General features: G+C 65.8%; 21 protein-coding genes. 5 read left to right on the forward strand and 16 right to left on the reverse strand.

The annotated features are described in order from the left end of the window. Positions 1-74: 74 nt before the first annotated feature. From MST27_RS04330 to MST27_RS04340, 3 genes are all read right to left on the reverse strand, one after another. Complete coding sequence (locus tag MST27_RS04330) at positions 75-401, reverse strand: AzlD domain-containing protein (protein ID WP_243604778.1); 327 nt, start codon at positions 399-401, stop codon at positions 75-77. Further along, a complete protein-coding gene (locus MST27_RS04335; protein WP_243604779.1) occupies positions 401-1,114 on the reverse strand; it encodes an AzlC family ABC transporter permease in 714 nt (237 codons plus the stop codon). Before MST27_RS04335 ends, MST27_RS04330 begins: the two co-directional genes overlap by 1 nt. A 195-nt stretch (positions 1,115-1,309) precedes the next feature. After that, entirely contained in the window at positions 1,310-1,879 is a 570-nt protein-coding gene (locus MST27_RS04340; protein WP_243604780.1) for a GNAT family N-acetyltransferase, read from the reverse strand. Between the two features lie 456 nt (positions 1,880-2,335). Between MST27_RS04340 and MST27_RS04345 the strand changes: the two genes are divergently transcribed. Further along, a complete protein-coding gene (locus tag MST27_RS04345) occupies positions 2,336-5,803 on the forward strand; it encodes a hybrid sensor histidine kinase/response regulator (protein ID WP_243604781.1) in 3,468 nt (1,155 codons plus the stop codon). A gap of 85 nt (positions 5,804-5,888) precedes the next feature. After that, on the forward strand, positions 5,889-7,133 hold the full coding sequence (locus MST27_RS04350; protein ID WP_243604782.1) for an MgtC/SapB family protein: 1,245 nt from the start codon (positions 5,889-5,891) through the stop codon (positions 7,131-7,133). A gap of 7 nt (positions 7,134-7,140) precedes the next feature. Here MST27_RS04350 and MST27_RS04355 read toward each other — a convergent pair whose 3' ends face one another. Both MST27_RS04355 and MST27_RS04360 read right to left on the reverse strand, forming a co-directional pair. After that, entirely contained in the window at positions 7,141-8,616 is a 1,476-nt protein-coding gene (locus MST27_RS04355; protein ID WP_243604783.1) for a DNA recombination protein RmuC, read from the reverse strand. Between the two features lie 67 nt (positions 8,617-8,683). Then, positions 8,684-9,037, reverse strand: a complete 354-nt coding sequence (locus MST27_RS04360; RefSeq protein ID WP_243605051.1) for a tetratricopeptide repeat protein — start codon at positions 9,035-9,037, stop codon at positions 8,684-8,686. Positions 9,038-9,596: 559 nt separating this feature from the next. Between MST27_RS04360 and MST27_RS04365 the strand changes: the two genes are divergently transcribed. From MST27_RS04365 to MST27_RS04375, 3 genes are all read left to right on the forward strand, one after another. After that, positions 9,597-12,176: an intermembrane phospholipid transport YdbH family protein gene (locus tag MST27_RS04365; RefSeq protein ID WP_243604784.1), complete on the forward strand. Its 2,580-nt coding sequence runs from the start codon at positions 9,597-9,599 to the stop codon at positions 12,174-12,176. Between the two features lie 99 nt (positions 12,177-12,275). Next, entirely contained in the window at positions 12,276-12,467 is a 192-nt protein-coding gene (locus tag MST27_RS04370; RefSeq protein WP_243604785.1) for a YnbE family lipoprotein, read from the forward strand. Positions 12,468-12,475: 8 nt separating this feature from the next. Continuing rightward, positions 12,476-12,820: a YdbL family probable chaperone protein gene (locus MST27_RS04375; RefSeq protein WP_243604786.1), complete on the forward strand. Its 345-nt coding sequence runs from the start codon at positions 12,476-12,478 to the stop codon at positions 12,818-12,820. A gap of 39 nt (positions 12,821-12,859) precedes the next feature. Here the strand turns inward: MST27_RS04375 and MST27_RS04380 are convergent, their stop codons facing one another. From MST27_RS04380 to MST27_RS04430, 11 genes are all read right to left on the reverse strand, one after another. Continuing rightward, positions 12,860-14,086 carry a c-type cytochrome gene (locus tag MST27_RS04380; protein ID WP_243604787.1) on the reverse strand — a complete coding sequence of 409 codons (1,227 nt, stop codon included), beginning with the start codon at positions 14,084-14,086 and terminating at the stop codon, positions 12,860-12,862. Beyond that, positions 14,083-15,849, reverse strand: a complete 1,767-nt coding sequence (locus MST27_RS04385) for a GMC family oxidoreductase (RefSeq protein ID WP_243604788.1) — start codon at positions 15,847-15,849, stop codon at positions 14,083-14,085. Before MST27_RS04385 ends, MST27_RS04380 begins: the two co-directional genes overlap by 4 nt. Next, a complete protein-coding gene (locus MST27_RS04390; RefSeq protein WP_243604789.1) occupies positions 15,846-16,601 on the reverse strand; it encodes a gluconate 2-dehydrogenase subunit 3 family protein in 756 nt (251 codons plus the stop codon). Before MST27_RS04390 ends, MST27_RS04385 begins: the two co-directional genes overlap by 4 nt. 231 nt (positions 16,602-16,832) lie before the next feature. Next, positions 16,833-17,585, reverse strand: a complete 753-nt coding sequence (gene map, locus MST27_RS04395) for a type I methionyl aminopeptidase (RefSeq protein ID WP_243604790.1) — start codon at positions 17,583-17,585, stop codon at positions 16,833-16,835. Beyond that, positions 17,582-17,842, reverse strand: coding sequence for a ParD-like family protein (locus tag MST27_RS04400; RefSeq protein ID WP_243604791.1), 261 nt, complete (start codon positions 17,840-17,842; stop codon positions 17,582-17,584). Before MST27_RS04400 ends, map begins: the two co-directional genes overlap by 4 nt. 117 nt (positions 17,843-17,959) lie before the next feature. Further along, positions 17,960-18,946 carry a lipid A deacylase LpxR family protein gene (locus MST27_RS04405; protein ID WP_243604792.1) on the reverse strand — a complete coding sequence of 329 codons (987 nt, stop codon included), beginning with the start codon at positions 18,944-18,946 and terminating at the stop codon, positions 17,960-17,962. Positions 18,947-19,073: 127 nt separating this feature from the next. Beyond that, positions 19,074-21,035, reverse strand: a complete 1,962-nt coding sequence (locus MST27_RS04410; protein WP_243604793.1) for a PhoX family protein — start codon at positions 21,033-21,035, stop codon at positions 19,074-19,076. Between the two features lie 34 nt (positions 21,036-21,069). Then, positions 21,070-21,897, reverse strand: a complete 828-nt coding sequence (locus MST27_RS04415) for an energy transducer TonB (protein WP_243604794.1) — start codon at positions 21,895-21,897, stop codon at positions 21,070-21,072. Positions 21,898-21,908: 11 nt separating this feature from the next. Beyond that, on the reverse strand, positions 21,909-22,370 hold the full coding sequence (gene tolR, locus MST27_RS04420) for a protein TolR (RefSeq protein WP_243604795.1): 462 nt from the start codon (positions 22,368-22,370) through the stop codon (positions 21,909-21,911). A 12-nt stretch (positions 22,371-22,382) separates the two neighbouring features. Then, positions 22,383-23,090: a protein TolQ gene (tolQ, locus tag MST27_RS04425; protein WP_243604796.1), complete on the reverse strand. Its 708-nt coding sequence runs from the start codon at positions 23,088-23,090 to the stop codon at positions 22,383-22,385. 86 nt (positions 23,091-23,176) lie between these two features. Beyond that, a complete protein-coding gene (locus tag MST27_RS04430) occupies positions 23,177-25,105 on the reverse strand; it encodes a phytase (protein ID WP_243604797.1) in 1,929 nt (642 codons plus the stop codon). Between the last annotated feature and the right edge of the window lie 28 nt (positions 25,106-25,133).

Consider the following 25,133-nt stretch of genomic DNA (forward strand, 5'->3'; position numbering starts at 1 on the left):
GTATTGATTGGAGCGCGGCAATTCGTCTCAGGGCACATCGAGCCAACCGCTGACGCGGCGCACTGCGTGCCAGATCACAGCGGCAGCTGCCCGAACGCCCAGCGCAGCAGGAAGAACCCCAGCAGCCCGCCAGCGATGGTCGCCAGCAGATTACGGGTCACGGCGGCGATAACGATCGACAGCAGCCCGGCCAACAAATAGGCATTGCGCCAGTCCAGCGCCCATTCGCCCTGCGGCATCAGCATGCCGGGCACGACGATCGCGGTAAGCACCGCCACCGGCACGTAGTGCAACCCCTGCTCCACCAGACGTGGAAAGCGCAGGTCCGGCCAGGCGAAAAAGCTGTAACGAATGGCGAAGGTGATCACCAACATGCCAAGGATCAGCAACCAGGTCTGCATCAGGCGATCTCCTCACGTAGGCGCCGCTCTTCGCGGCGCTCCAGCCAGACGCCGACCAGGATCCCGGCCAGCGCCGAGGCGATCAGCCCGAGCTTGTAGGGCAGCGACCAGGTGAGCAGCGCGACGGCGGCCGCCACCATGGCCGAGGCCACCTGGGGCCGGGTTCGCATCATCGGCACGGCAATGCCGATGAAGGTGGCGATCATGGCGAAGTCAAGCCCCCAGCTAGCCACGTTCGGCACGGCCTGGCCAAAGGCGATACCGGCCAGCGTCGCCAACTGCCAGCTCAGATACATCGTCAATGCCGCGCCCAAAAAGAACCAGTGCTTGTTCGGGGATGCATCGTCCCGCGCATATCGATGCTGAATCACGGCGAAGGCCTCATCGGTCAGCCAGAACGCCAGCGGCACCCGCCAGCGGCTGGGCAGGTGCCGTACGAAGGGTTGCATCGACGCGCTGTAGAGGGCGTGGCGCAGGTTGACGACCAAGGTGGTCAGCAGCACGACCAGCGCGCCCACCCCACCGGTGATGAGCGTGATGGCGATGAACTGGGCCGAACCGGCGAAAACCAGCGCCGACATCCCCATGGCCTGCCAGCTGGTCAGGCCGGCACCAATCGCCAGCGTGCCGAAGATGATGCCGAAGGGCACGGCACCGACGATCAGCGGCAGAATATCGCGACAGCCATGCAAGAATTCTTGCGAGCGGGACATCGGGGCTCCTTAGGGTATGCACCGCAAAAACGACTCACGCGCGGACACGCGTGAGGGATCGCCAGTCGAGTGGATGATCACGGGACGACATGCCCGGGAAAAGGGCAGACATTACCCTAATGCAGGCCTTCAGGGCACGCCGTCAGCGCGGATCACGCCTGCCAGAGCGCCGTGCAAAGCAACCGGGGCGCGTCCTCAGCCCGTGGGGCCGGCTTCCAGCGCCGCCCGGACCGCCGGCCATTCGCGGTCGGTGATGCTGTAGAGCACGGTATCGTCCAGGCGCCCATCGGCAAGGCGGCGATGGTTGCGTAGCAGCCCTTCACGCTGCGCGCCGAGCTTCTCGATAGCGCATTGCGAGCGCAGATTGCTGGCCGCCGTCTTGAGCTGCAGGCGCACCAGTTGCCATTCCTCGAACGCGTGCCTGAGCAGCAGGTACTTGATCGAAGCGTTCAGGCCGCTGCCGTGCTCGGCCTTGTCCAGCCAGGTCCAGCCCAGTTCGGCGGCCGGCAGCAGCGGATTGAAGTCGGCGAAACGGGTGGTACCGACGATGCGGTCGGCCACCCGAAGGGTGAAAGCCACGGCGCGTTCTTCACGCTGATCGGCGAGTGCGGTGCGGTACCAGTCCGGCCGCAGCGGGCCGTTCAGGTAGATGAGTTCGTCGCGATTCCGGTCCGCCAGTTCGACCAGGCTCGGAATGTCGGCCTCCACGAGCGGGTCCAGGCGCAAGGCGCCTCGCTGCAGGGTGACCGGGCGCGGGGTGAACATCGTTTTTCTCCTGGCGCTGGGGATGGTTGGCATCGCTGTTGTGATCCCGGACGTCGGCCGAAAGTGCCCGTTGCCGACCACCGTCGATCCGCCAGTGCCTGGTCTGTGCGGACCGAGGCTGCAACCGGAGCACCGCTTCTGAACGACCGCGGCGTCTACCACGGCACTTTCGCGCGGCGCGGCCGCGACGACCAGCCTCATGCGACGATGGTCGCAGCCGCGACACGACGGGCTGATTTACTGCGAAACTTCGCGCAGTCATCTACTAATTACGGCAGCGCCCAGTGCCGGACCTTTTCCAGCGAGCCAACGCTCGAACCGTCCCGTGTCCCGGTACCGGCTGCATGCGTCAGTCATCCAGGCCAGCCGGCGCGGTTCGCGCCTCGCTGGGCCGGTGGCCCGGCGCCCCGGTCCGGATCGGTTGGCGCCCTTGTTGTCTTGTCGTCTGGAGTTCGCATGTCGCTGTCTGGCGGGCTGATCGCATTCGTCGCCCTCACTTATATGGCCGTCCTGTTCGCCATCGCCTTCTATGGCGATCGCCATCGCGGGCAGATGTCGCCGCGCGTTCGCGCCTGGGTCTACAGCCTCTCGCTGGCGGTCTATTGCACCAGCTGGACATTCTTCGGCGCGGTGGGCCAGGCCGCCGAGCAGCTCTGGTCGTTCCTGCCCATCTACCTCGGCCCGATCCTGCTGATGCTGCTGGCGCCCCAGGTCATCCAGAAGATGATCATGATCAGCAAACAGGAGAACATCACCTCCATTGCCGACTTCATCGCCGCCCGCTACGGCAAATCGCAGCTGCTGGCGGTGGTGGTGACGCTGATCTGCCTGGTCGGCGTGCTCCCCTACATCGCCCTGCAGCTCAAGGGCATCGTCCTGGGCGTGAACCTGCTGATCGGCAACCACAGCGAGGCGGAAGCCGGCTCAGGTGCACAGGACACCGCACTGATCGTGTCGATGGTGCTGGCGCTGTTCACCGTGCTGTTCGGCACCCGCAACCTGGACGTGACCGAACACCACCGTGGCATGGTGCTGGCCATCGCCTTCGAGTCGCTGGTCAAGCTGCTGGCGTTTCTCGCGGTCGGCGCGTTCGTCACCTTCGGCCTGTATGACGGCTTCGGCGATCTGTTCAATCGCGCCCACGATGCCCCGGAGCTGGCCTCGTTCTGGGAAGAAACGGTCAACTGGCCTGCCATGCTGGTGCAGACGACCGTTGCGTTGATGGCCATCGTCTGCCTGCCGCGGCAGTTCCACGTCACAGTGGTGGAAAACATCGAGCCGCGCGATTTCCGCCTTGCACGCTGGGTGTTCCCGCTCTACCTGGTCCTGGCCGCGGTGTTCGTCATTCCCATCGCGCTGGCCGGACAGATGCTGCTTCCCAGCGGAATCAGCCCCGATTCCTTCGTCATCAGCCTGCCGCTCGCCGAATCCCATCCGGCGCTGGCGCTGCTCGCCTTCATCGGTGGCGCCTCGGCGGCGACCGGGATGGTCATCGTCGCCAGCGTCGCCCTCTCGACCATGGTGTCCAACGACATGCTGTTGCCCTGGCTGCTGCGCCGCAAAGAAGCCGAGCAGCCCTTCGAGGTGTTCCGCCACTGGATGCTCTCGGTGCGCCGGATCAGCATCGTCGCGATCCTGCTGCTGGCCTATGTCAGCTACCGCCTGCTCGGCCCCAGCGCGAGCCTGGCGACCATCGGCCAGATCGCCTTCGCCGCCCTCACCCAGCTCGCCCCGGCCATGGTCGGCGCGTTGTACTGGAAGCAGGCCAACCGCCGCGGCGTATTTGCCGGGCTGACCGCCGGCGCGCTGATCTGGGTGTACACACTGATCCTGCCATTGCTCGGCTGGCCACTGGAGATGTTCCCCGGCCTGCAGTGGATGTACACCACCGAGCTGCCCTTCAGCACCAGCGCCCTGACCCTGGGCGTCACCCTCTCCCTGGTGGGCAACGCGACGCTCTTCTTCTGGGTCTCGATCCTGTCGCAGACGCGGGTTGCCGAGCACTGGCAGGCCAGCCGTTTCATTGGCCAGGAAATCCATCCGACGGCCGGCGCCCGGCGCCTGCTCGCGGTCCAGGTCGAGGACCTGCTCTCGCTGGCGTCACGTTTCGTCGGCGCCGAACGGGCCGAGTTGAGCTTCCAGCGCTTCGCCCGTCGTCACGGCCATGACTACTCGCCCAGGCAGCAGGCCGACGGCCAGTGGATCGCCCACACCGAGCGCCTGCTGGCCGGCGTGCTCGGTGCCTCGTCCACGCGAGCAGTGGTCAAGGCGGCGCTGGAAGGTCGCGACATGCAGGTCGACGACGTGGTGCGCATCGTCGGTGAAGCCTCCGAAGTGCTGCAGTTCAACCGCGCGCTGCTGCAGGGCGCCATCGAGAACATCACCCAGGGCATCAGCGTGGTCGACCAGTCGCTGCGGCTGGTGGCCTGGAACCACCGTTACCTGGAAATGTTCGAGTACCCCGAAGGCTTGGTGTACATCGGTCGCCCCATCGCCGACATCATCCGCTACAACGCCGAACGCGGCCTCTGCGGCCCGGGCAATGCCGATACGCACGTCGCCAAGCGCCTGTACTGGATGCGCCAGGGCCGCGCGCACACCTCCGAGCGCACCTTCCCCAACGGGCGGGTGGTCGAGCTGATCGGCAACCCGATGCCCGGCGGCGGCTTCGTCATGAGCTTCAGCGACATCACCGCCTACCGCGAGGCCGAGCGCGCCCTGAAGGATGCCAACGAGAGCCTGGAGCAACGTGTCAGCGAGCGCACCCAGGAGCTGTCCGAGCTGAACAAGGCACTGACGGCCGCCAAGAGCACCGCCGAGGCGGCGAACCAATCCAAGACACGCTTTCTCGCCGCGGTCAGCCATGACCTGATGCAGCCGCTGAACGCTGCCCGCCTGTTCTCCGCCGCGCTGTCGCACCAGCATGATGCCCTGCCCCGCGAGGCCCAGGACCTGGTCCGCCATCTGGACAGCTCGCTGCGTTCGGCCGAGGACCTGATTTCCGACTTGCTGGACATCTCGCGGCTGGAAAATGGCCGCATCACACCGGAGCGCAACCCCTTCCCACTGTCGAACCTGTTCGACACCCTGAGCACCGAATTCACCGTACTGGCCGCCGAGCAAGGGGTGGACTTCAGGGTGCACGGCAGTCGCCTGCGGGTGGACAGCGACATCCGTCTGCTGCGTCGGGTCCTGCAGAACTTCCTGACCAACGCCTTCCGCTATGCCAAGGGCCGGGTGGTGCTCGGGGTGCGCCGCCAGGGCGATTCGCTGCGCCTGGAAGTCTGGGATCGCGGTCCCGGCATCGCCGAGGACAAACTGCGCGTGATCTTCGAGGAATTCAAACGCCTGGATAGCCACCAGACCCGTGCCGAAAAAGGACTGGGTCTGGGCCTGGCGATCGCCGACGGCTTCTGCCAGGTGCTCGACCATCCGCTGTCGGTACGTTCCTGGCCCGGCAAGGGCAGCGTGTTCAGCGTGACCGTACCGATCGCCAGCCAGGTGTCCCGGCCGAAGCCGAAGGGCAAGCACGAGACCCAGCCGACGGCGCTGACCGGCGTCCAGGTGCTGTGCATCGACAACGAGGACAGCATCCTGGTGGGCATGAACAGCCTGCTGTCGCGCTGGGGCTGCCAGGTCTGGACCGCCAGCAACCGGGCCGAATGCGAGGCGCTGCTGCGCGAGGACGTGCGTCCGCAGCTGGTGTTGGTCGACTACCACCTCGACCATGGCGAAACCGGTTCCGACCTGATGGCCTGGCTGCGTACCCGCCTGGGCGAACCCATCCCCGGCGTGGTGATCAGCGCCGATGGACGTCCGGAGCTGATCGCGGCGATCCATGCCACCGGGCTGGATTTTCTCGCCAAACCGGTCAAACCCGCTGCCCTGCGCGCACTCATGAGCCGTCACGTGCCGCTGCACTGAACCGAGCCCGGCTTGCCCCAGCGCAAGCCAGGCGTTCAGCGCAACGGCTAGACTCAAGGCCGTCAAAGCACCAGGCGTTACACCCATGACCCTCGACACCTTGCTGAGTCTCGCCACGGCCCTTGGCGTAGGCTTGCTCATCGGCACCGAGCGCAGCTGGAGCAGCCGCGATAATCGTGACGAAGAGCTGGCCGGCATCCGTACGTTCGGGCTGAGCGGCCTGTTCGGCGGCTTGGCGGCACTGATGGCCGGCGAATACGGCGTAGCGGCCTGGATTGCCCTGTTCCTGGCGCTGGCGCTGCTGGTCGTGGCCGGCTATGTGGTGGAGTCGCGTTACAGCGCCGACCATGGCATGACCACCGAGGTCGCGCTGCTGCTCACCTTCCTGCTCGGCAGCCTGGCGATCGCCGAGAGCCGCTTGCTGGCCGCCTCGGTGGCCATCGTCGTCGCCCTGCTGCTCAACCTGAAGGCGCGCCTGCACAGCGCGCTGAACCGACTCAGCGAAGCGGAACTGGGCGGTGCGCTCAAGCTGCTGTTCATCTCCGTGGTGCTGCTGCCGGCGCTCCCCGACCAGGGCTTCGGGCCTTGGCAGGCGTTCAATCCCTACACGACTTGGTGGATGGTGGTCCTGATCGCCGGGATCGGCTTCGCGGCCTACGTCGCTATCCGCCTGTTCGGCACGCGCCATGGCCTGCTGGTTACGGCACTGCTCGGCGGCATCGTGTCGTCCACGGCAATGACCATCACCCTGGCCCGGCTGGACGCGAAGAAGCTGCGTCCGGCCCTGGCCGCCGGGCTGCTCGCCACCTCGGCGCTGATGTTTCCGAGAGTGCTGCTGGAGGTCGGTGTGGTCAATCGCGGGCTGCTGCCTGCCTTGCTCGCGCCCATGCTGACGGCCGGACTGATCTATGCCGCCGGTGCGCTGTTCTACTACCTGCGCGCCGCCCAGCGGCCGGAAAACCCGGCCGAGCCACCGCTGAAGAATCCGTTCGAGCTCGGGCCGGCGTTGCGCTTTGCCGGCCTGCTGGTGGTGATCCTCTTCCTCGTCGAGGCCGGACAGCGTCTGCTGGGCGATACGGGCGTCTATCTGGTGTCGCTGCTGTCCGGGCTGACCGACGTCGATGCGATCACCCTGTCACTGTCCAGCAGCGCGCACACCGACCTGAGCCAATCCGTCGCGGTGCGCGGCATCTTTCTCGCGGCGCTGAGCAACAGTCTGGTCAAGGCCGGCCTGATACTCGCCATTGGTGGCCGCGCGCTGGCCACGCTCACGCTACCGTTCATGCTGGGCGGCCTGCTGGCCGGCCTGATCGTGCTCTGGGTGGTCTGATCGGGCGTCAGTCTTCGGCGGCCTCGATCGGGCTATCGGCCCCGGCGCGCTCCAGCCAATCGGCCGGCAGGCGCTTGCTGGCCCTGGCGCCCAGCAACTTGAGCTGTTCGGCACGAGCGACCAGGTTGCCGCGCCCGTCGGTGAGCTTGTTACGTGCCCCGGCGAACGCCTTGTCCAGCTGCTGCAAGCGCGTGCCGATCTCGTCGAGGTCTTGGATGAAGGCGGCGAACTTGTCGTAGAGCGCCCCGGCCCGTTCGGCGATTTCGCGAGCGTTCTGGCTCTGTCGCTCCTGCCGCCAAAGGCTGTCGATCACCCGCAGCGTCGCCAGCAGGGTGGTCGGGCTGACGATCACTATGTGCCGGGCGTAGGCCTCCTGGAACAGCTCCGGGTCGGCCTGCAGCGCCGCGGCAAAGGCCGCCTCGATGGGCACGAAGAGCAGCACGAAATCCAGGCTCTGCAAGCCTTCGAGGCGCTGGTAATCCTTGAGTGACAAGCCCTTGAGATGATTACGCAGCGACAGCACGTGCTGCTTGAGGGCCAGCGCGCGACTACCGTCGTCCTCGGCGCACGTCAGCGCTTGATAGGCCGTCAGGCTGACCTTGGCATCGACCACCACCTGCTTGTCGCCGGGTAGCTGGATCAGCACGTCGGGCTGGAAGCGCTGACCGTCCGGGCTCTTGAGGCTGACCTGCGTGTGGTACTCGCGTCCTCTCTCCAGTCCGGCATGCTCGAGCACCCGTTCGAGAATCAGTTCGCCCCAGTTGCCCTGCGTCTTCTGCCCCTGCAGGGCGCGAGTCAGGTTGGTCGCCTCGTCGCCGAGGCGCTGGTTGAGCTGCTGCAGCCGCTCGAGCTCCCTGGCCAGTGAGAAACGCTCGCGCGCCTCGTTCTGATAGCTCTCCTCGACACGCTTTTCGAACGACTGGATGCGCTCCTTCAGCGGGTCGAGCAGTTGACCGAGCCGTTCGTGATTGGCTTCGGCGAAGCGTTGCTCACGCTCCTCGAAGATCTTGCCGGCCAACTCGGCGAACTGTGCGCGCAATTCGTCGCGTGCGCCCTGCAGATCCGCCAGGCGCTGCTCATGGGTCTTCTGCTGTTCGCCGAGTTCGGCGCTGATCGCGGCGTGGGCGGCACTCAGGGCTCGGAGCTCCGCCTGCTGGGCATCGCGCTCGGCCTGCAGATCATCGAGCTGGTCGCGGGTTTCCGCACGCTGGGCCTGCAGCCACTCGGTTTCCCGACGCAGCACCGCAACCTCAGCCTGCAGCGACGCGCGGGCCTGCTGGAGATCGGCCTGTTCGAGCCGGCTGGTTTCAAGCTGGGCGCTGAGTCCTTCCTGAGCCAGCAGCGCCTGGCTGAGACGCTCGTCGAGCAGTGAGAGCTGGGCCTGCCGCTCGGACAGGCGTCGTTGCAACACGGCGGCGGCCGCGGCCAGCATGAGACAGAGAATGCCAAGGCCAGCGGTCAGATAGAGGGGATCAAGGGGCATGAACGGCTCCGGCACAATTGCCGCGCAGTATAGCCAGCACGCCCCCTGTGGTCAGTCCGCGCCTGGCCTAGCGCTTGGGCGGGAGGTGCTGGAGTATGCGTGACGCTTCGGTGGAGCCTTGGGCAGCGGCCTGCTCCAGCCAGTGGCGGGCCTTCGCCAGCTCGCGGTGCTGGGGCTGGCAATACAACTGCCCCAGCTCCAGTTGCGCCTGACGATCGCCGGCGCGGGCAGCCTGGCGCAGCAGTTCGAAGCCGATGCGACGGTCGCGTTGACTGTCACAGTCATGGCAGAGCAGCCGTCCCAAGCGGCTCTGAGCTTCCACCACACCTTCGAGCGCCGGCTGCTTCAGCATACGACCGGCGATACGTTTGACACTCTTGGTCTGTCCTAGACGCTGGCTGTCCAGCAGCCACAGCGCCATGCGCATCGGCAGGCGCGCTGAAGAGGAATTGCTGTCGACCGGAGTCGAAGCGAGAGGACGCGTTCTCATGATCACCGAAAGCTTCGGGGGACAAGGGCGCGCACTCTACTCCTTTTTTTTCAGAGTTAAAGACTTGAAAAAATCCACGAAACGCGATCTGCATCACAACGGAAATTAATCCACAGAAGCTGTGGATAACTCAGTGGACAAACGGATGACAACCTCGCCAAGTGCCGATGGTTAGTGGGTTGCGGTTAAACTGGCGGTTTTTTCACCAACCTAAAAAGGTCTTATTTTTCAGTAAGTTAAATATAGATATAGGCGCGCAAAGGCTTTGCGACACTTTGTCATAAGCGCTTGACACGCACGGTGCACGAATGTGCACAAGTTTGGCGCAACGCCGCGCCAGGTGCCGTAACAAGCAGCTTTCATGCGGGTTTCGGGCTAATCCCGGGAACCTTTCGCCGGCTGGCCGGTCGCTCATCCGCGCCGTGACGGTGCACTTCGCCAATGGCTGTCGGAGCCTTATGCTTGAACGCCCGACATGACGGAGCAAGCAATGGCTCGGCTGTGCCGCAACCTGCTGTTCAGCGCATCTGCGGTGCTTATGGCACTGCTGCTGGTCGCGCTCTTCGCCCATCAGCGCTGGGTGCATTTCAAGCAGGCCCAGCACCTCGAAGTGGTCGAACTGGCCGGCGTGAGGCTTACGACGAACGGTATCGCCCTGCGACAACTTGTCCTGGTCCAGATGCAGCCCGACGGGACTCGCCTTGCGCTCGAAGCCGATGATCTGCGACTCGAACTCGACGCCTGGTGGCGCCCGCTTCCCCTTCGCTCGCTCGAACTCACCGCGGTGCGAGTCAGCTGGCAGCCAGGGCGATCCGAAGCAACCGAGGAGGACGAACCGCCCAGCCTGCCAGAACCAGATGCGCTGCGGCAGTGGGCTGCCTGGATCCCCCGCGAAGGCCGCATCGAACATACGGAGCTCACCCTGCCCTGCGTCCGCGGTCAATGCACGCAGGCAGGCACCCTCAACTGGCGGCACGCGGGCGAGCCGGTCTGGCCGGCGCGGTTGCAACTGGCGCTGTCACACGACGACCATCGGCTGGAGCTGATTGCCGAAGCCGCGGCGCAGGATGGCGGCACCCAACTCGATGTCGACCTGCTGCTCGACGACCAACCACGCCTGACGTCACAGAGCCGTTTCACCCCGCTTGAAGGGAAAACAGCCTGGCTCGGCTCGCTCAGCCTCTCGGCGCTGCCGGAGGCACCCTGGCTGCTGGAGTGGTTGGGCAACTGGCTGGCCGAGACGCCTGCGACCCTGCCCGAACTCCCCGAACAGATGCGTCTTGGTGCCGGCTGGGAGCTGACCTTGGACACGCGCACCCTGCCGCAGGACTGGACGGCGCTGGCGGGCAACCTCAGGCTGTCAGCCAACCTCCCCGCCCCCTGGCCTGTGGTGGGCATCGGCCAGGTACAGGGCCGGCTCGACCTCAGCGCCAAAGCGGAGAACGGGCTCTGGATACCGGTCGACCTCGCGGCCGATCTCGTCATGCGCCCGGAGCCCGAGCCATTTGCCGTCCTGCCGCCAGCGCTGCGCCCGAACGCGGTCAGCTTGAAAATCACGCCAGTGACCGCGAGTACGCCCACGGCGGCGCTGCCATTCGACCTGCACCTGTCCGCCAGCGGCCCGTCACCCCTCACGCTCGATGGCCGCGTCACGCTGCAGACCACAGCGCCGTACATGGCCGAGCTGAACGCCCTGCACTTGACCCTGCGCAGCCAGAAACTGACGAGCCCGCAATTCACCCTGAACGAGCTCGCTGCCGACCTACGCCTGACTGGAACACTGTCGCCGAAGGCAGCGGCCCTTCGCCTGGACAAGGGCTCGCGGCTGACACTGGGCAACCTGCTGACACCGTCCGACGTCGACGCCCGTCGGCTGTCGGCGGACCTCGCTGGCACGACGATCGAGGCCGGCTTCACGCCCGGCGGATTGACGCAACTCGCGCTGAGCGGCACCCCCCGGCTGAGCGTCGGCGAGCTTCGGCATCCGGTGTTGCGCCCGCAGGGCTGGCAATGGAGCGGAACGCTGGTGGGTGACCGCTCCCGCGTCTCGCTGGACGGCCCACTGAGCAACGACGCAGGGCTCAGCCTGCCGCTGTTGCTGGTGCAGGACTTGGCCGGCGGTACAACCCGCGTCGACGCGAAGCTGCCCGAACTCTTCCTGCGCGCCGGCAACCCACTGGCCGACACACTCACCGATTGGCCACGGGTGCTGACCGTGGGCACCGGGCGCCTGCAGGGCCAGCTGCAGCTGCAGATTTCGAGCACCGGCACGCCGACGGGGACGGCCACGCTCAGCGCCAAGGGGCTTGGTGGCATCTATGACCGGACCGAGCTGAGCGGGATGGACGCCGAACTGTCCCTTGCGCTGCAGGATGACCAGCTGCGCGTCGATGTGCCCGTGCTGAGCGTTCGCGAGGCCAATCCTGGTTTCACCTTCGGCCCACTGCGCCTCGATGGCAGCTTCACCGGACCGCTCGCGAACCTCGCCCAGGGCCGCCTGACCTGGCGGCTCGCCGAAGTGGGGTTGCTGGGCGGGCGGCTCTGGCTCGAGCCTGGCATAGCCGACCTCGCCGCGCCCACCCAGCAGCTCGATGCGCACCTTCGCGGTCTGCAGTTACCGGCGCTGCTCGAAGCCTATCCGGCCGAAGGCCTCTCCGGCACCGGCGTGATCGATGGCGAGATGCAGGTGATACGCAGCGACGCGGGCATCAGTATCGAACAGGGCTCGTTGAAAGCACGCGAGCCAGGCGGCGCGCTGCAGTTTCGTTCGGCGCAGATCCAGGCGCTGGGTCAGTCGAACCCGGCCATGCGTTTGGTGACCGAGGCGCTCGATGATTTTCACTACGACCTGCTTACCGGCGACGTGCACTACGCGGCCGATGGCGCGCTGACCCTGGGCCTCAAGCTGCACGGGCGCAACCCGGCGCTCGAAGGCGGGCGGCCGATCAACTTTGCGATCAACCTGGAAGAAGACATCCCCGCCCTGCTGACCAGCCTGCAGCTCTCGGATCGCGTCAGCGAAACCATCCAGCGACGCGTGCAGGAGCGGCTAGGCCAGGAACGCAAATGAGTACCGCGAGGCATTTTCGGCGTCGCACGCTTCGAAGCGGTGGTTTTTCACCAAGCTGATGAGGCAAGGTAGCGCCTACCCGAACAGGAGAACCCCGCCATGCGGTTGCGTCACATGATCAGCCTACTGGCGCTGGCCCTGCTGGCCAGTGCCTGTACCCCACGCGTCGAGTTGGCCGTGCCGAACGAGCCGATCAACATCAACCTCAACGTGAAGATCGAGCACGAGATCTACATCAAGGTCGACAAGCAGCTCGATTCGATCATCAACGAAGACAGCGGACTCTTCTGAGGACTCCCATGAAAAGCTATCTGAAACTCGGCACCCTGCTCATGGCCCTGTGCCTGGCGCTGCCCGCCGCGGCGATGTCCCTCAACGAAGCCATGGCTGCCCTTGGCCAGGCCAAGGCCAGCGGCCAGCTTGGCGAGAAGCCCGATGGCTACCTCGGTGTGGTCCAGGGCGGCGGTCAGGCCGAGGAAATTGCCAGCCAGATCAACCAGGCACGCCGCGCCGAATACCACCGCGTGGCGCAAAAGAACGGCATCAGCGTCGCCGACGTCGAAGCCATCGCCGGCAAGAAGGCCATCGAGAAGACCCCGCCTGGCCAGATCATCCAGCTCAACGGCAGCTGGGTTCGCAAGTAATTCCAACCGAGACGGCCCGCCCGAGCCGTCTCGACTCCCTCAGGGCTCCATCTCCTCGCGCACGGCTTTCACCTCCTCGGCCGTCACCGGTTCGGCCGCGTTGCCCCAGCTGTTGCGCACGAAGGTCAGCACATCGGCCACGTATTCATCGGTCATGTTCCAGGCAAAGGACGGCATGGCCGGGGCCGTGGGTGCCGCATCGGTGCCAACCGCCCGGCTGCCGGCAAGCACCACGCGGATCAGCGAGGTCGCGTCGCGGCTGTTCACCAGCGGCGCGTCGGCGAGCTTCGGAAAGAGATTGGGGATCCCCTCGCCGTTGGGCGTATGGCAGGCCGAGCACTGATCCTCGTAGATGAGCGCACCGGTGTGCAGGCGCTCGTCGTCCTTGGCCAAAGGCTCGGGGGCTGGCTGTTCGGGGTCGCCGAGGCTCTTGAGGTAGGTCGCCACGGCGGCGAGGTCGGGGTCCTTCCAGTGCTGGGTCGAATGCTCGACCGCCTCGGCCATGGGCCCGGACGCCATGTCGAAACGGTTGGCGCCGGTTTTTAGATAACGGACGATCTCCGCCTCGCTCCAGCGGCCGAGGCCCGTGTGGCGGTTGCCGGTGATGTCCGGCGCCATCCAGCCTTGCAGCGGGCTACCGGTGAGGAACTCACCGTCCTTGTCGCCGCCGATCAGGTTCTTCGGCGAATGGCAGCTGCCGCAGTGACCGAGCCCCTGGACCAGGTAGGCGCCACGGTTCCACTCGGCAGAGCGCCCCGGGTCGGGCTGATACTCGCCCTCCTCGAAGGCCAGCCAGTTCCAGGCGATCAGGCTGGTGCGCAGGTTGAATGGGAACGGCAGCTGGTTGGTGTCGACCTTGCGATGCACCGGCTCGAGCGAGTTGAGGTACGCCCAGATCGCCCGGTTGTCCTCGCGCGTGACCTTGGTGTACGCGGTATAGGGCATGGCCGCATAGAGCCGCTTGCCGCCACGGGCGTGACCGCGGGACATGGTGTTCTGGAAGTCCTCGAAGGACCAACGGCCGATGCCGGTGTCCGGGTCGGGCGTGATGTTTGCGCCCAGCACGTCGCCGAAAGGCGTTTCGATCCGCACGCCACCTGCGAACGGCGCCTCGCCCGGCAGGGTATGGCAGGCGGTGCAATCGCCTAGTTCGGCGAGATAGCGGCCGCGTGCGACCAGGTCGTAGGAATCGCTGCCGTCACCGGCGTGGGCCAAGCCCGCGGCGATGCCGAGCAGGCCGGCGCACAGAGAGGTGAACGTCTTCATACCGAAATCATCTCCCCCGGGTTCTTCAGGTAGAAACGGCGGATGGCGTCGGCGGCCTTGAATGCCAGCGCGCCGACGGTGCCGGTGGGGTTGTAGCCGGGGTTCTGCGGGAAAGCGCTGGCGCCGATGACGAACAGGTTCGGCACATCCCACACCTGCAGGTGCTTGTTCACCGAGCTGGTTGAGGGGTCCGCGCCCATGACGAAGCCACCGACCACATGCGAGGACTGGTACGGCCCGCTGTTCCAGTGGCCGTCCTGGAAGGTCTTGACCACATGCTTGGCGTTCATCGGTGCGGCAATCTCGGCGAGCTTGTCGATGGCGAACCGCGACATGCGTCGGTCGTTTTCAGGGAAGTCGAAGGTGATGCGCAGCAACGGGCGGCCGTGCGGGTCGGTGTAGGTCGGATCGAGCGACAGGTAATTGGTACGCGTGCTGTAGCTGCTCGCCTCGCAACCGATGGACATGGTGCTCAGGTAGTTGTCCACCGTCGCCTGCTTCCAGGTCGAGCCCCAGCGCGGCGTGCCGGGCGGTACCGGGCGCGTGCCGATCGGCGAGGCGCCCACCGGCGTCACGCGGATGCTGCCGCCGCCGAAGAAGCCCAGCCCGGAATGGTCGAAGTTGTCATTGTTGAACTCGTCGATGCCCATGCCGACCGCACCGGCGCCGATGAAGGGGTTGAAGTTCTTGTCTTCGAAGAACAGCTGCACGTTGTTGGCCGTCTGGTAGGCGTAGTTGCGCCCCGTGGTGCCGGTGTTGCTCACCGGGTCGTAGGGCTGGCCGACGCCGGAGAGCAGCATCAGGCGCACGTTCTCCAGGGTAAAGGCGCTGACTACCACGAGGTCGGCCGGCTGCTCGTACTCATGGCCCGAGGTATCGACGTAGACGACACCGGTGGCGCGCGTGCCGGTCGAATCCAGGGTCACGCGGAGCACCTCGGCGTGGGTGATGGCCGTGAAGTTCGGTTTGCGCATCAGCGCCGGCATCACGTTGACGATGGCGCTGGCCTTGGAATAGTTGGCGCAACCGAAGTTGGTGCAAAAGCCGCAGAAGGTGCAGGGGCCCATGGTCACGCCGAGCTGATTGGTATACGCCTGCGACGCCAGCGAGGAGGGCACTGGGAACGGCTTGTAGCCCAGCTCGCGCACCGTCTCGGCGAAGAGCGTCGGGCCGTAGGGCTGTGCCAGCGGCGGCAGCGGGTACTCGATCGAGCGACTGCCCTCGAAGGGGTTGCCGCCCTCCTGCATCTCGCCGTTGAGGTTGCCGGCCTTGCCGGAGGTGCCGGCCAGACGCTCGAAGGCGCTGTAGTGCGGCTCCATCTCGGCCCAGTCGGTACCCCAGTCCTGCAGAGTGAGCGCCTCGGGAATGGCATCGGCGCCGTAGCGTTCGGTCAGGTGACTCCTGAGGCGGAACTCCTCGGGCTGGAAGCGAAAGGTGATACCGGCCCAGTGATTGCCGGCGCCGCCGACGCCGTTTCCAGGGTGAAAGGAACCCCATTCGCGCATCGGCAGCGCCGTCTGCGAAGGGTTGTTGCGCACCGTGACGGCGTTCTGCATCGGCCGCAACATCAGCTCCTGACGGCGCAGGTAGCGCAGCTCGTCGGTCACCGAGGCGATGTTGAAATCGCGTGCGGTGTCGCGCCAGGGGCCGCGTTCGAGGCCGATCACCTCGAGGCCTTCGTCGGCCAGTTCGTTGGCGATGATCGAGCCGGCCCAGCCGAGCCCGATGACCACGACGTCGGTGGCGGGAAGTTTCCTGATCATTTCGATTCCCTCGCCTTCCAGGACTCGCCGCCGATGATCGACAGGGGCACCAGGTCCAACTTCTGATTGTGCAGCGCGATATAGGGCCGGTAGTCGTAGCGGGCGCCGGGGAAGCCGATCATCTTCCAGGACACCATGTCGCGGTTGCCGCCGTAGATCGGGTCGCCGAAGAAGCCTTCCATGGTGTTGCCCAGCACCTGCTCGAAGAACAGCTTCGAGTCCAGGCCGTCGAGGTCGATGCCGCCTTTCTCCAGTTCGGCGAGCAGCGCGTCCTGCTGTTCGGCGTTGAGGCCGCTGAAGGATTGTCCATGGCGCGACTGGCATAGCGTTTCCAGCCCGACCAGCCCACGGCGCACGCGTTCTCGCGGAGTGAACGGCGACTGGTCGCCCTGCTCCGGCGTGCCCTCGCGAAACGGGCCCTGCATGTACAGGCGGCTGGCGTCGCCGTAGTTGCTCGCCAACTGGCGGTCCATGAACACCACGCAGCCGGCCTCGCTGCCGCTGACGCTGAGCTCGTCCGCCGGGATCAGCCGATCGACGATGGCGGTCACCTCGCGAACCTCCGCGTCGCTGAAGAAACGCCAGCCGGGCGAGTCGTAGTGCATCGGGCCGTTGTGGTCGAACGGCTGCCAGGGCGGTATGCCGGTGAGGGTCGCAGCCTTCGCCGAGGCGGCAGCCCCGACGGCCAGGCCGGTCATGGAGGAGAAGATCAGTTGGCGGCGGGTCAGGCCGAGGCGGGTGTCGTCACTCATGCGGGCTCCCTTGAAGCGAGATGCAGACCGAACTGGCCATGCATTCAGTCCTGGCGAAGCGAACCGGGCTAATCGCTCCGCGAGCGACACCCGCTCGTTTCGCCTGGGTATCCAAAGGGACCTCCCAAGGAAACAATTTGTTTCATTCGGCGCAACGCCGTCCCGCTTGAGATCAGACTCGGCATCCGCCAGGCGGCGATCGAATGAATCGAGGACGCCAGCCGACAACGGCTATTGCGTCAACACCTCGAAACCCTCTTCGGTCACAGCGACCATGTGCTCCCACTGCGCCGACAGGGCCCGATCCCGTGTCACCACAGTCCACCGATCGGCCAGCGTCCTGACGTGCCGCTGCCCGGCGTTGAGCATCGGTTCAATGGTGAAGATCATGCCGGCCTTCAGCCGAAGGCCCTGCCCCGGCTGGCCGTAATGCAGGACCTGGGGTTCGTCGTGGTAGACCTTGCCGATGCCATGACCGCAGTACTCCCGCACCACGCTGAAACCAGCCCCGTGGGCAACCTGCTGGATGGCGTGGCCCACGTCGCCGAGCGTCGCACCCGGCCGTACGACCCGGATTCCGGCCCACAGCGCCTCGTGGGTGGTCTCGACCAGACGCCGGGCTTCGGCACTGGGCTCACCGACGAAGTACATCCGGCTGGTATCGCCGTACCAACCGTCCTCGAGCACGGCCACATCGATGTTGAGGATGTCTCCGTCCTCCAGCACCCTGCTCGAGGGAATGCCATGGCAAACGACCTCATTCACGGAAGTGAGGATCGTCTTGGGATAATCCATGTAACCGAGATTGGCCGGTGTGGTCTTCAGCACCTCGACGATGAAGTCATGGCACAACCGGTCGAGTGATTCTGTGGTGACGCCCGGCTTCACGTGTTCGGTGATCATGTCGAGCACCTGTGCCGCCAAGGCGCCCGCCGTCCGCGCCTTCACAATGTCAGCCGGGCGGTTGAGCACGATATTTCTCATCGCCCTCCCCCCGCTACCTCAAGCGATCCCCCGCCGGACATCGAGTCAAGACAGAGCTGCGCCAGATCGAGCCCGCCGGCCTGTTCGGCGCGGATCAGCATTCTGCAAAGGTCGTCATGAGTCAGCCCGGGGTGCATCTCGGCCAGCATTCCGATGCGCATCCAGTGCTCGGCCTGCGCGTTGATCGAACGACAGAGCGCGTTGCCGGCAACGCGCAGATTGTCATGCATCTGGTCCGAAATTTTTACGATGCCCATCAGAAGCTCCATACGAAACATATACGAAACGTATATTAGGCAGACTCGCTGCACACCGCAAATCGCACATCGACGGGAGGCATCATCGGTGCCACAGACGAAGGGATTCCGGCCCGGTCAGAACCAGGCCGAAACCGTCAACGAGCCGAACTGGTCGTGCTTATCCTGTCCACGGAACTCCCGGGTACGCCAGACGCTGGCGAACGCGAGCTGCCAGCGGTTCCAGGTCAGTGCGATGCCCGCCTTGGCGTCGCCGACCCACTCGTTCGGGTCGACCGAGTGGCTGCTCTTGAAGGTGTTGCCCTCCAGCAACATGTTCTGCGCCATGTAGCGCCCCTCGACGTCGGCGAACAGGCTCCAGGCGAAACCGCCGCCCTGATCGAAGAACAGGCTGCCACTCTGCGCTGGCGCCACGGCGGGAACGCTGAAGCTGCGCGCCAGACGCTGGCCGACCCGCAGGCCAAACCCGGCCGAGCCGTAGGTATAAAGATTGCCGAGGGCGAAACCGGCGCTCGGGCCGTACTCGACCTCCAGGCCGGCCAGCCGCTGCTGCAACCACCAGCGGTGCTGGTAGGCAAGATTGACGAAGGGTTCGTTACGCAATTGGTTGTCCCAGCCCCGGGGCTCGTCGCTGTCAGTGACGTCATGAACGCGCCGCTGGATCTTTTCGCCGCCCGCGGCCGGCCCGACGATGCCGACATCCAGATGCAGGCCGCTGGTGCCACGCCAGCCGTCATGCCGATCATCGGAGAAAATCGACACGCCGGCGAACAGCAGGGCCGCGTAAGGCCGATCGTCCTCTATGAGGTCGGCACGCTCGATATCGTTGGGGGTGTAGAGCTGATGGCCCAGCCGATAGGCCAGATTATCGACCTGATCGGCCCTCCAGCCGGGCATGGCGTCGGCGAACCGGCGCGACCAGTGATCGGCGTCGGGTTTGATCGAACGCATCAGCTCGAAGCCGTTGGTGTAGTGACCGTCGCTGCCGGAAGAGATGACGTCGTTTTCGATCTTCAGCGAGTAGAGGTCCGCCTGGCTCGCCAGGGGTAGGCAGGACAGGACGACGGCCAGCGTCGTCCGGGTACGCAATTGTGAAATGGACATGACCCAGCTCCGTGGTTACATGCAAAGAAGTATGTATCAGCATGTTAGAACGGCGGCTGAGTCGAAACGTTCACGCACGATCGGAGCAGAACCTCGCCGTTCCCGCTCCTTTGGGCGAGGCGTACGGTCAGGTGCCGATCACGCCGCCGTCGTGCTTGGTGATGAGGATGGTCGAGGCGCGCGGGCGGGTCTTGCCATCGCTGGCCGGAAAGCTCAGCTCGGGGTGCTGCACGTTGATCCACATGGCGCGGTAGTCCGGGCTCCAGGTGATGCCAGTGATCTCGCAGCCGCGCGGGCCGACCAGAAAGCGTCTGACTTCGCGCGTTCGCGGGTCGGCGCAGAGTAATTGATTGGTGCCCATGGCCTGCATGGCCGCTTCCTCGTCGCCGAAATCGGTCTCTATCCAAAGGCGCCCGGCCTCGTCGAACGCCAGACCATCGGGGGAGGAAAAGATGTCGCCGTTGATCGTTCCGGTGAGGTGGGCTGGCACCGGCTGGCCGTCTGCGTCGCTGGCGCCGGGCTGCTCGCCGGCCAGCAGGAAGACTTCCCAGGTGAACGCGGTCGCGGTCGGGTCGGCGCCCTCCTCGTGCCAGCGCAAAATCTGTCCGTGCAGATTGTTCGGTCGGGGGTTGGCCTTGTCGGTCGGCCATTTCACGCCACGGTTGTCGTTGTTGGTCAGCGTCACGTACACCTCCCGGCTGTGCGGGTGCACCGCGACCCACTCGGGCCGGTCCATGGGCGTCGCGCCCACCTGGTCGCCGGCGGCGCGGGCATTGAGCAGCACCTCGGCCTGATCGGCGAAACCGTTCTCGGCGGTCAGCCCGTTCTGCCCGTGCACCAGCGCCAGCCACTCACCGCTGCCGTCGGCATCGAAGCGCGCGACGTAGAGGGTGCCGCTGTCCAGCAACTGGCGGTTGGCCTGATCGGCGCCGGGCACGTAACGGCCGGCGGGCACGAACTTGTAGACGTACTCACCCTTGGTGTCATCGCCCGAGTAGAACGCCATGCGACCGTCGTCGCCCAGAGACAGGACCGAACATTCGCGGCAGTAGCGCCCGAAAGCGGTGCGCTTGACCGGGGTGCTCGTGGGATCGAACGGATCGAGTTCCACGACCCAGCCGAAGCGGTTCGGTTCGTGTACATGACCACCGTGGGGCTGCGTCGGATCGGGCGTGGCATCGAAGCGCGGGTCAGCGGTTTCCCAGCCGTAGAGCTTGCTCATGCCCTTGCCCTCGATGCCGTAGCGCTTGTGCGACACGCGCCGGGCCATGTCCTCGGGATCATGGTTGACGAAGTAGTTGTGCCAGTTTTCCTCGCAGACGAGGTAGGTGCCCCAGGGCGTGAAGCCGCTGGAACAGTTATTGATCGTCCCGATGATCTCCCGTCCGCTGGGGTCGGAAGCGGTTTTTAGCGCGTCGTTGCCTGCCAACGGGCCGCTCACCGCCATAGGTGTCATGGCCGAGATACGCCGGTTGTAGCGCGACGGCATGACCCGCTGCCACTGGCCCTGCGCATCCTTTTTCACTTCGATGACGCTGACGCCATGCGCCGCCTGCTCCTTGCGCACTTCATCCAGTGGGCGCCTGCCTTCGACCAGCGTCATGCCATTGGGATGCAGCGGCGGATTGACATACTCGTGGTTCATCACCAGCAGGCCGTGACTGTCGGGGTTCTCCGAGAACGGAAAGAAATGCATGCCGTCGTGGTTGTCGCCGGCCTGCTTGAGCTGGGCCTGCCAGTCGTCCGTGGCGTCCGGGTTCCACTCCGGGGCGTCGGCCATGACGGCATCACCCCAGGAAAAGAAGGTACGCGCGCTGTAGCCAGGCGCCACCTGCACGCTGTCGAACGCCGGGTCGAGCTGCGGCGGAACCCCCTCGAAGCCGATTAGTGAGTCGCTCTGCACCATGCGGCCGCAGGCGCTCAGGCTGCCGCCAATAAACCCCAGTGCGGCGAGGCCCATGCCACCTTTGAGCAGGTTGCGGCGACCGCGGTCGACCAGCTGCCCCAGCGGAGCGTTGCCGCTCGGATTGATCGCTTGGTCGTCGAGGGCAGAGAGATTGGCGTGAAAGCTCTGAAAATCCTGTTTCATGAATGACTCGTTCGGAACGTGAATCGGCTGCGCATCACTGGATGCGGTAATGGAAGGTGTTCTTCACTTCGGGGACGGTCACGGCGCGACCGTCGATGATCCTGGGCTGATAGCGAAAACGCTTGGCAGCGGCGAGTGACGGCTGGATGAACAGCGGGTGGCAGTCGTCCAGCGCCTTGGGGTTCTCGATGCGCCCCTGCGGATTCACCGAGTAGCTCACGGTACAGGTGCCCTCGATGCCCTTGTCCAGTGCGCGCGGCGGATAGGCCGGCGCCTGCTTGGCAATCGGCAGGTACTGGCGGCTGGCGGCGGCTTCGACCTCCCGAGCCCGTTCAGCAGCGGCTGCTTCGGCCTGTTCCCGCTGTTGTGCCACACGTGCCAGCTCTTCGCGGCGCAGGGCTTCGCGTTGCTCGGCTTCATGTCGTTGACGCTCGGCCTCGAGCCGCTCCTGGCGCTCGCGCTCACGCCGCTCCCGTTGCTGCTGCTCGCGAAGGCGTCGCTGTTCCTGCAAGCGTGCAGCCTCCTGCTTTTCCTGCTCGGCACGCTTAAGCGCCAGCTCGGCCTGCTCCAGACGCTGCCGTTCGATGCGGGGATCGGGCTCGGGTTCCTTGACCACCTGTTCAACCGGCTCAGCCGCCGCGGTCTGCTGCGGCTCCTGCACCTCGGCCATGGGCTCGGGCGGCGGCAGGCTGACCAGTTGCGTGCGCAGCACCTGCGTCGCCTGGGGCGCGTTCAACTCCGGCGTCCAGCCGTGCAGCAGCAAGCCGAGCACGGCGGCATGCAGGCCCAGGGTCGCGACCAGGGCGACGGCATGACTGCGCCACGGCGAGCAAGCGGCGGGCACGCTGTCAGGCAACGTCATGCTCAGCGCACTCATGGCGTCGGCGGCCCGGCTGGCGCCTCGGTGATCAGCCCGAGGTTGACCACCCCGCCACGCTGCAGCTCGGCGATGCCGGCCACCACGCGGCCATAGTCGGCGGCCTCGTCGGCGCGCACGTAGACCTGGGTGTCGCCGCGCTCGGCGATGATCGCCTCGACCTTCTGCCGCATCTCGGCGAGGTCGACGGCCGTGTCGGTCCGATCCTCGACGTTCAGCTCGCTGCCCAGGTTCCAGTAGAAGCTGCCGTCCGCCTTGACCGATAGCGTGAGAATCTGCCGCTCGTTTTCCGTGGGCAGCGCCTCGGCGGCCACCTTGGGCAATTCGATCTTTACGCCCTGCACCAGCATCGGCGCGGTGACCATGAAGATCACCAGCAGCACCAGCATTACGTCGATGTAGGGCACCACGTTCATCTCGGCCTTCGGCCCGTGCTTGCGCTGCGTCTTGACCAGCATGACAGGGCTCCTTCAGGCGGCTGCGGAGATGCTCGGCGAGCCGGCATGCAGGCGGCGATGCAAGCGTGCCTGCAGCTCGTTGGCGAAGGCGTAGTAACGCGCGCTTAGAGTCTGGCCACGGGCGGCGAAGCGGTTGTAGGCCATCACTGCAGGGATCGCCGCGAACAGGCCGATGGCGGTGGCGATCAGGGCCTCGGCGATGCCTGGGGCGACGGTCGACAGTGTCGCCTGCTGCACCTGGGACAGACCGAGGAACGAATTCATGATGCCCCACACGGTGCCGAACAGGCCGATGTACGGGCTGACCGAGCCGACCGTGGCAAGAAACTGCAGACCGTGTTCCAGCTGCTCCTCCTGTTCGGCGATGGCCACGTACAGGCTGCGCTCGACGCCCTCGACGACTGCGTCCGGCGCGATGCCAGGCTGCCGTTGCAACTGGCTGAATGCACCGTAGCCCGCGAGGAAGATCCGCTGCAGCGCCGCCTCGCGGGGCAGTGCATGTTCGCTGCCTTCGCGATACAGCTGGGCAAGTTCGCCACCGCTGCGAAAGCGCTGCAGGAAGCCGTTCAACAATCGTTCGCTGCGGTGCAAGGAGGCGCCACGCTGGATGATCAGGTACCAGCTGGCGACCGACGCCATCACCAGCGTGAGCATCACCAGTTGCACCACCAGGCTGGCCTCGCTGACCAGCCCCCAGACGGACATGTGTTCACTTTGCATCAGCATTCCTCCGGCCACCCGTGGGGCGGCACTCTTTGGCTTGATCGGGCGACGATCGACGCCACCCGAGGGTTTGGCCGCCGGGCTCAGTCCAGCCCCAGCACCTGCGCAATGGCAGCCCAGGGCACGTACTTGTAGTTCTGCGCGCCTTCGGGCATGCGCTTGCGACCGTCCTGCACCACCAGCAGGCCGCGGTTCCAGCGGCCGCCGAGGTTGGCCGAAGTGACCTCCAGACCATCGGTCTCCGACGCCCCGTCGATACCGCGCTCGGCATTGAGGCCGACCCGGAACGCACCGCGCACGGCGTAGGGCGCCTTGGCATCGAGCACCAGGTAGCTGTCGTTACCCTGGCTGGAGACGACCAGGTAACTTGTCGACGCACCCTGGTATAGGGCCAGGCCCTCGATGTCTGCATGCAGCGGCTCGCCCCGTCCGATGACCTTTTCCAGCATCGCCGGCTGATCGGCACGGGCGTCCAGCGTCCAGACCGCCTCGTCTTCCTCACCAACGAACAGCCGCTCGTGGCGGTCGTCGGCCACGCAGCCCTCGGGCTGGCTGGCAACCTTGAACCGGCGTACGAGCTCACCCTGCGGCGTGCCGCTGGAACCGGTGAGGCGGTATTGCAGGAAGGTGCCGTCCTTGTCATTGGCGATGGCGTGGATGTCGCCCTGGCCACCTTTGAACAGACAGAGGCCGTAGATCGCGCTGAGCGGCGTTTCGATCTGGCCGATGTCGCGCAATCGGCCATTGCCTGGATCGATGGCGAACAGGTGCAGGCTGTTGTGATCGCGATTGCTGGCGACGGCGAGGTCGACCAGTCGGCCACCGAGCCTGAAACCCTCGCGCAGATCGACGTTGTTCAGCCGTCCGACCGGCAGGTACTGCAACTGCTTGCCGGCCAGGTCGTAGACGGCCAGGCCGCCCTTCTTGTCGGTGCCCAGCACACGACTGGCTGCTGGATCGGCGCGATTGACCCAGATTGCCGGATCGTCCGCCGCATCACCGAGGTGCGGCACCGGATCAGTCTGCACCAGGGCCGGAATGACCGGGATCGCCGTCATCGCAGCCGGCGGCTCCGGTTGCCAGTCCAGGTGCGCGCGGTGGGCGCCACGCTCGTCGGTCAGCAGCAGATCGACGCCGGACGGGGCGACGCGTGCGCTCACCTGCTCCGGCTCGTCAAAGCCTTCCAGCGGCACCACTGCATGGTGGCGCCAGTGAGTGGCATCGCGCCGGTACAGGTGCAGGGCGCCCGCCTCGGGATCGAGCGCCAGCAGGCCACCCGGGACCTGCGCCATGCCGGCAGCCGCCTCGGCGAGCCCACCAAATGGCTGGACGATGTCCACCGGCTGGCGCCGCAAGGGCGCCTCGGCATCGGCCGCGTAGCGCCAGAAGCCCACCGCTTCCTCGTTGACCAACAGCTCGCCAGTCGCATCGTCCACCTGGCAGAACTGACTTTCCGGCGGCAGGCTCAGGCCGCGCACGCGCCGTGGGGTCTGCAGCAGCTGCTGGTCCGCGGCGACCAGCCACTGTTCGCCGAGACCCTCCTCGCCGACGAGAAAGACGAACCCGTTGCGCGCGGTGTCGCGGTACAGACACAGGCCCTCGATGGCGAAATCGGTCTTGGGCAGGTACAGCGGCTGGCTCCAGCGATGCTGTCGGTCGAGCCCGAGCAGCACGGCCTGCTGGCGTTTGCGGTCCAGCGTGGCGACCAGCAACCCCTCCTTGCCGGCACGATGGTCCAGCCCCTCGAAGCGGCCCTCGACGGCGCTGAGCACCGCGTCCTTGTCATCCAGCAGCTGTAAGCCGCGCGAATCCGGGCGAACAAGGAGCTGTGAAGCGCCTGGCCAGAATGCATCGTTGCCAATCAATTGAGCACTGTCGGCATCCAGCGGTGCGCCGCTCGCCGGGCGAAAGCTCACCGGCTGCTTGGTAGGCGGCTGGCCAGTAGTGGACTGGCAGGCCGCCAGTGCAACGCAGACGGTCAGCCACAGCGGTTTGAACGAAGTCAGATTCATGGTTTTCCCATTCGGCAGCCGCAGGCCG

The organism is Stutzerimonas marianensis, assembly GCF_022810315.1.
GTDB lineage: Bacteria > Pseudomonadota > Gammaproteobacteria > Pseudomonadales > Pseudomonadaceae > Stutzerimonas > Stutzerimonas marianensis.

Coding starts and splice junctions, on each gene's coding strand:
- tolR (WP_243604795.1), bottom strand. CDS start 22,370: ATGCTGGTCAAGACGCAGCGCAAGCACGGGCCGAAGGCCGAGATGAAC.
- MST27_RS04335 (WP_243604779.1), bottom strand. CDS start 1,114: ATGTCCCGCTCGCAAGAATTCTTGCATGGCTGTCGCGATATTCTGCCG.
- map (WP_243604790.1), bottom strand. CDS start 17,585: ATGAGAAATATCGTGCTCAACCGCCCGGCTGACATTGTGAAGGCGCGG.
- MST27_RS04360 (WP_243605051.1), bottom strand. CDS start 9,037: ATGGCGCTGTGGCTGCTGGACAGCCAGCGTCTAGGACAGACCAAGAGT.
- MST27_RS04330 (WP_243604778.1), bottom strand. CDS start 401: ATGCAGACCTGGTTGCTGATCCTTGGCATGTTGGTGATCACCTTCGCC.
- MST27_RS04430 (WP_243604797.1), bottom strand. CDS start 25,105: ATGAATCTGACTTCGTTCAAACCGCTGTGGCTGACCGTCTGCGTTGCA.
- MST27_RS04400 (WP_243604791.1), bottom strand. CDS start 17,842: ATGGGCATCGTAAAAATTTCGGACCAGATGCATGACAATCTGCGCGTT.
- MST27_RS04410 (WP_243604793.1), bottom strand. CDS start 21,035: ATGAAACAGGATTTTCAGAGCTTTCACGCCAATCTCTCTGCCCTCGAC.
- MST27_RS04355 (WP_243604783.1), bottom strand. CDS start 8,616: ATGCCCCTTGATCCCCTCTATCTGACCGCTGGCCTTGGCATTCTCTGT.
- MST27_RS04405 (WP_243604792.1), bottom strand. CDS start 18,946: ATGTCCATTTCACAATTGCGTACCCGGACGACGCTGGCCGTCGTCCTG.
- MST27_RS04370 (WP_243604785.1), top strand. CDS start 12,276: ATGCGGTTGCGTCACATGATCAGCCTACTGGCGCTGGCCCTGCTGGCC.
- MST27_RS04380 (WP_243604787.1), bottom strand. CDS start 14,086: ATGAAGACGTTCACCTCTCTGTGCGCCGGCCTGCTCGGCATCGCCGCG.
- MST27_RS04340 (WP_243604780.1), bottom strand. CDS start 1,879: ATGTTCACCCCGCGCCCGGTCACCCTGCAGCGAGGCGCCTTGCGCCTG.
- MST27_RS04385 (WP_243604788.1), bottom strand. CDS start 15,849: ATGATCAGGAAACTTCCCGCCACCGACGTCGTGGTCATCGGGCTCGGC.
- MST27_RS04350 (WP_243604782.1), top strand. CDS start 5,889: ATGACCCTCGACACCTTGCTGAGTCTCGCCACGGCCCTTGGCGTAGGC.
- MST27_RS04375 (WP_243604786.1), top strand. CDS start 12,476: ATGAAAAGCTATCTGAAACTCGGCACCCTGCTCATGGCCCTGTGCCTG.
- MST27_RS04390 (WP_243604789.1), bottom strand. CDS start 16,601: ATGAGTGACGACACCCGCCTCGGCCTGACCCGCCGCCAACTGATCTTC.
- MST27_RS04365 (WP_243604784.1), top strand. CDS start 9,597: ATGGCTCGGCTGTGCCGCAACCTGCTGTTCAGCGCATCTGCGGTGCTT.
- tolQ (WP_243604796.1), bottom strand. CDS start 23,090: ATGCAAAGTGAACACATGTCCGTCTGGGGGCTGGTCAGCGAGGCCAGC.
- MST27_RS04345 (WP_243604781.1), top strand. CDS start 2,336: ATGTCGCTGTCTGGCGGGCTGATCGCATTCGTCGCCCTCACTTATATG.
- MST27_RS04415 (WP_243604794.1), bottom strand. CDS start 21,897: ATGACGTTGCCTGACAGCGTGCCCGCCGCTTGCTCGCCGTGGCGCAGT.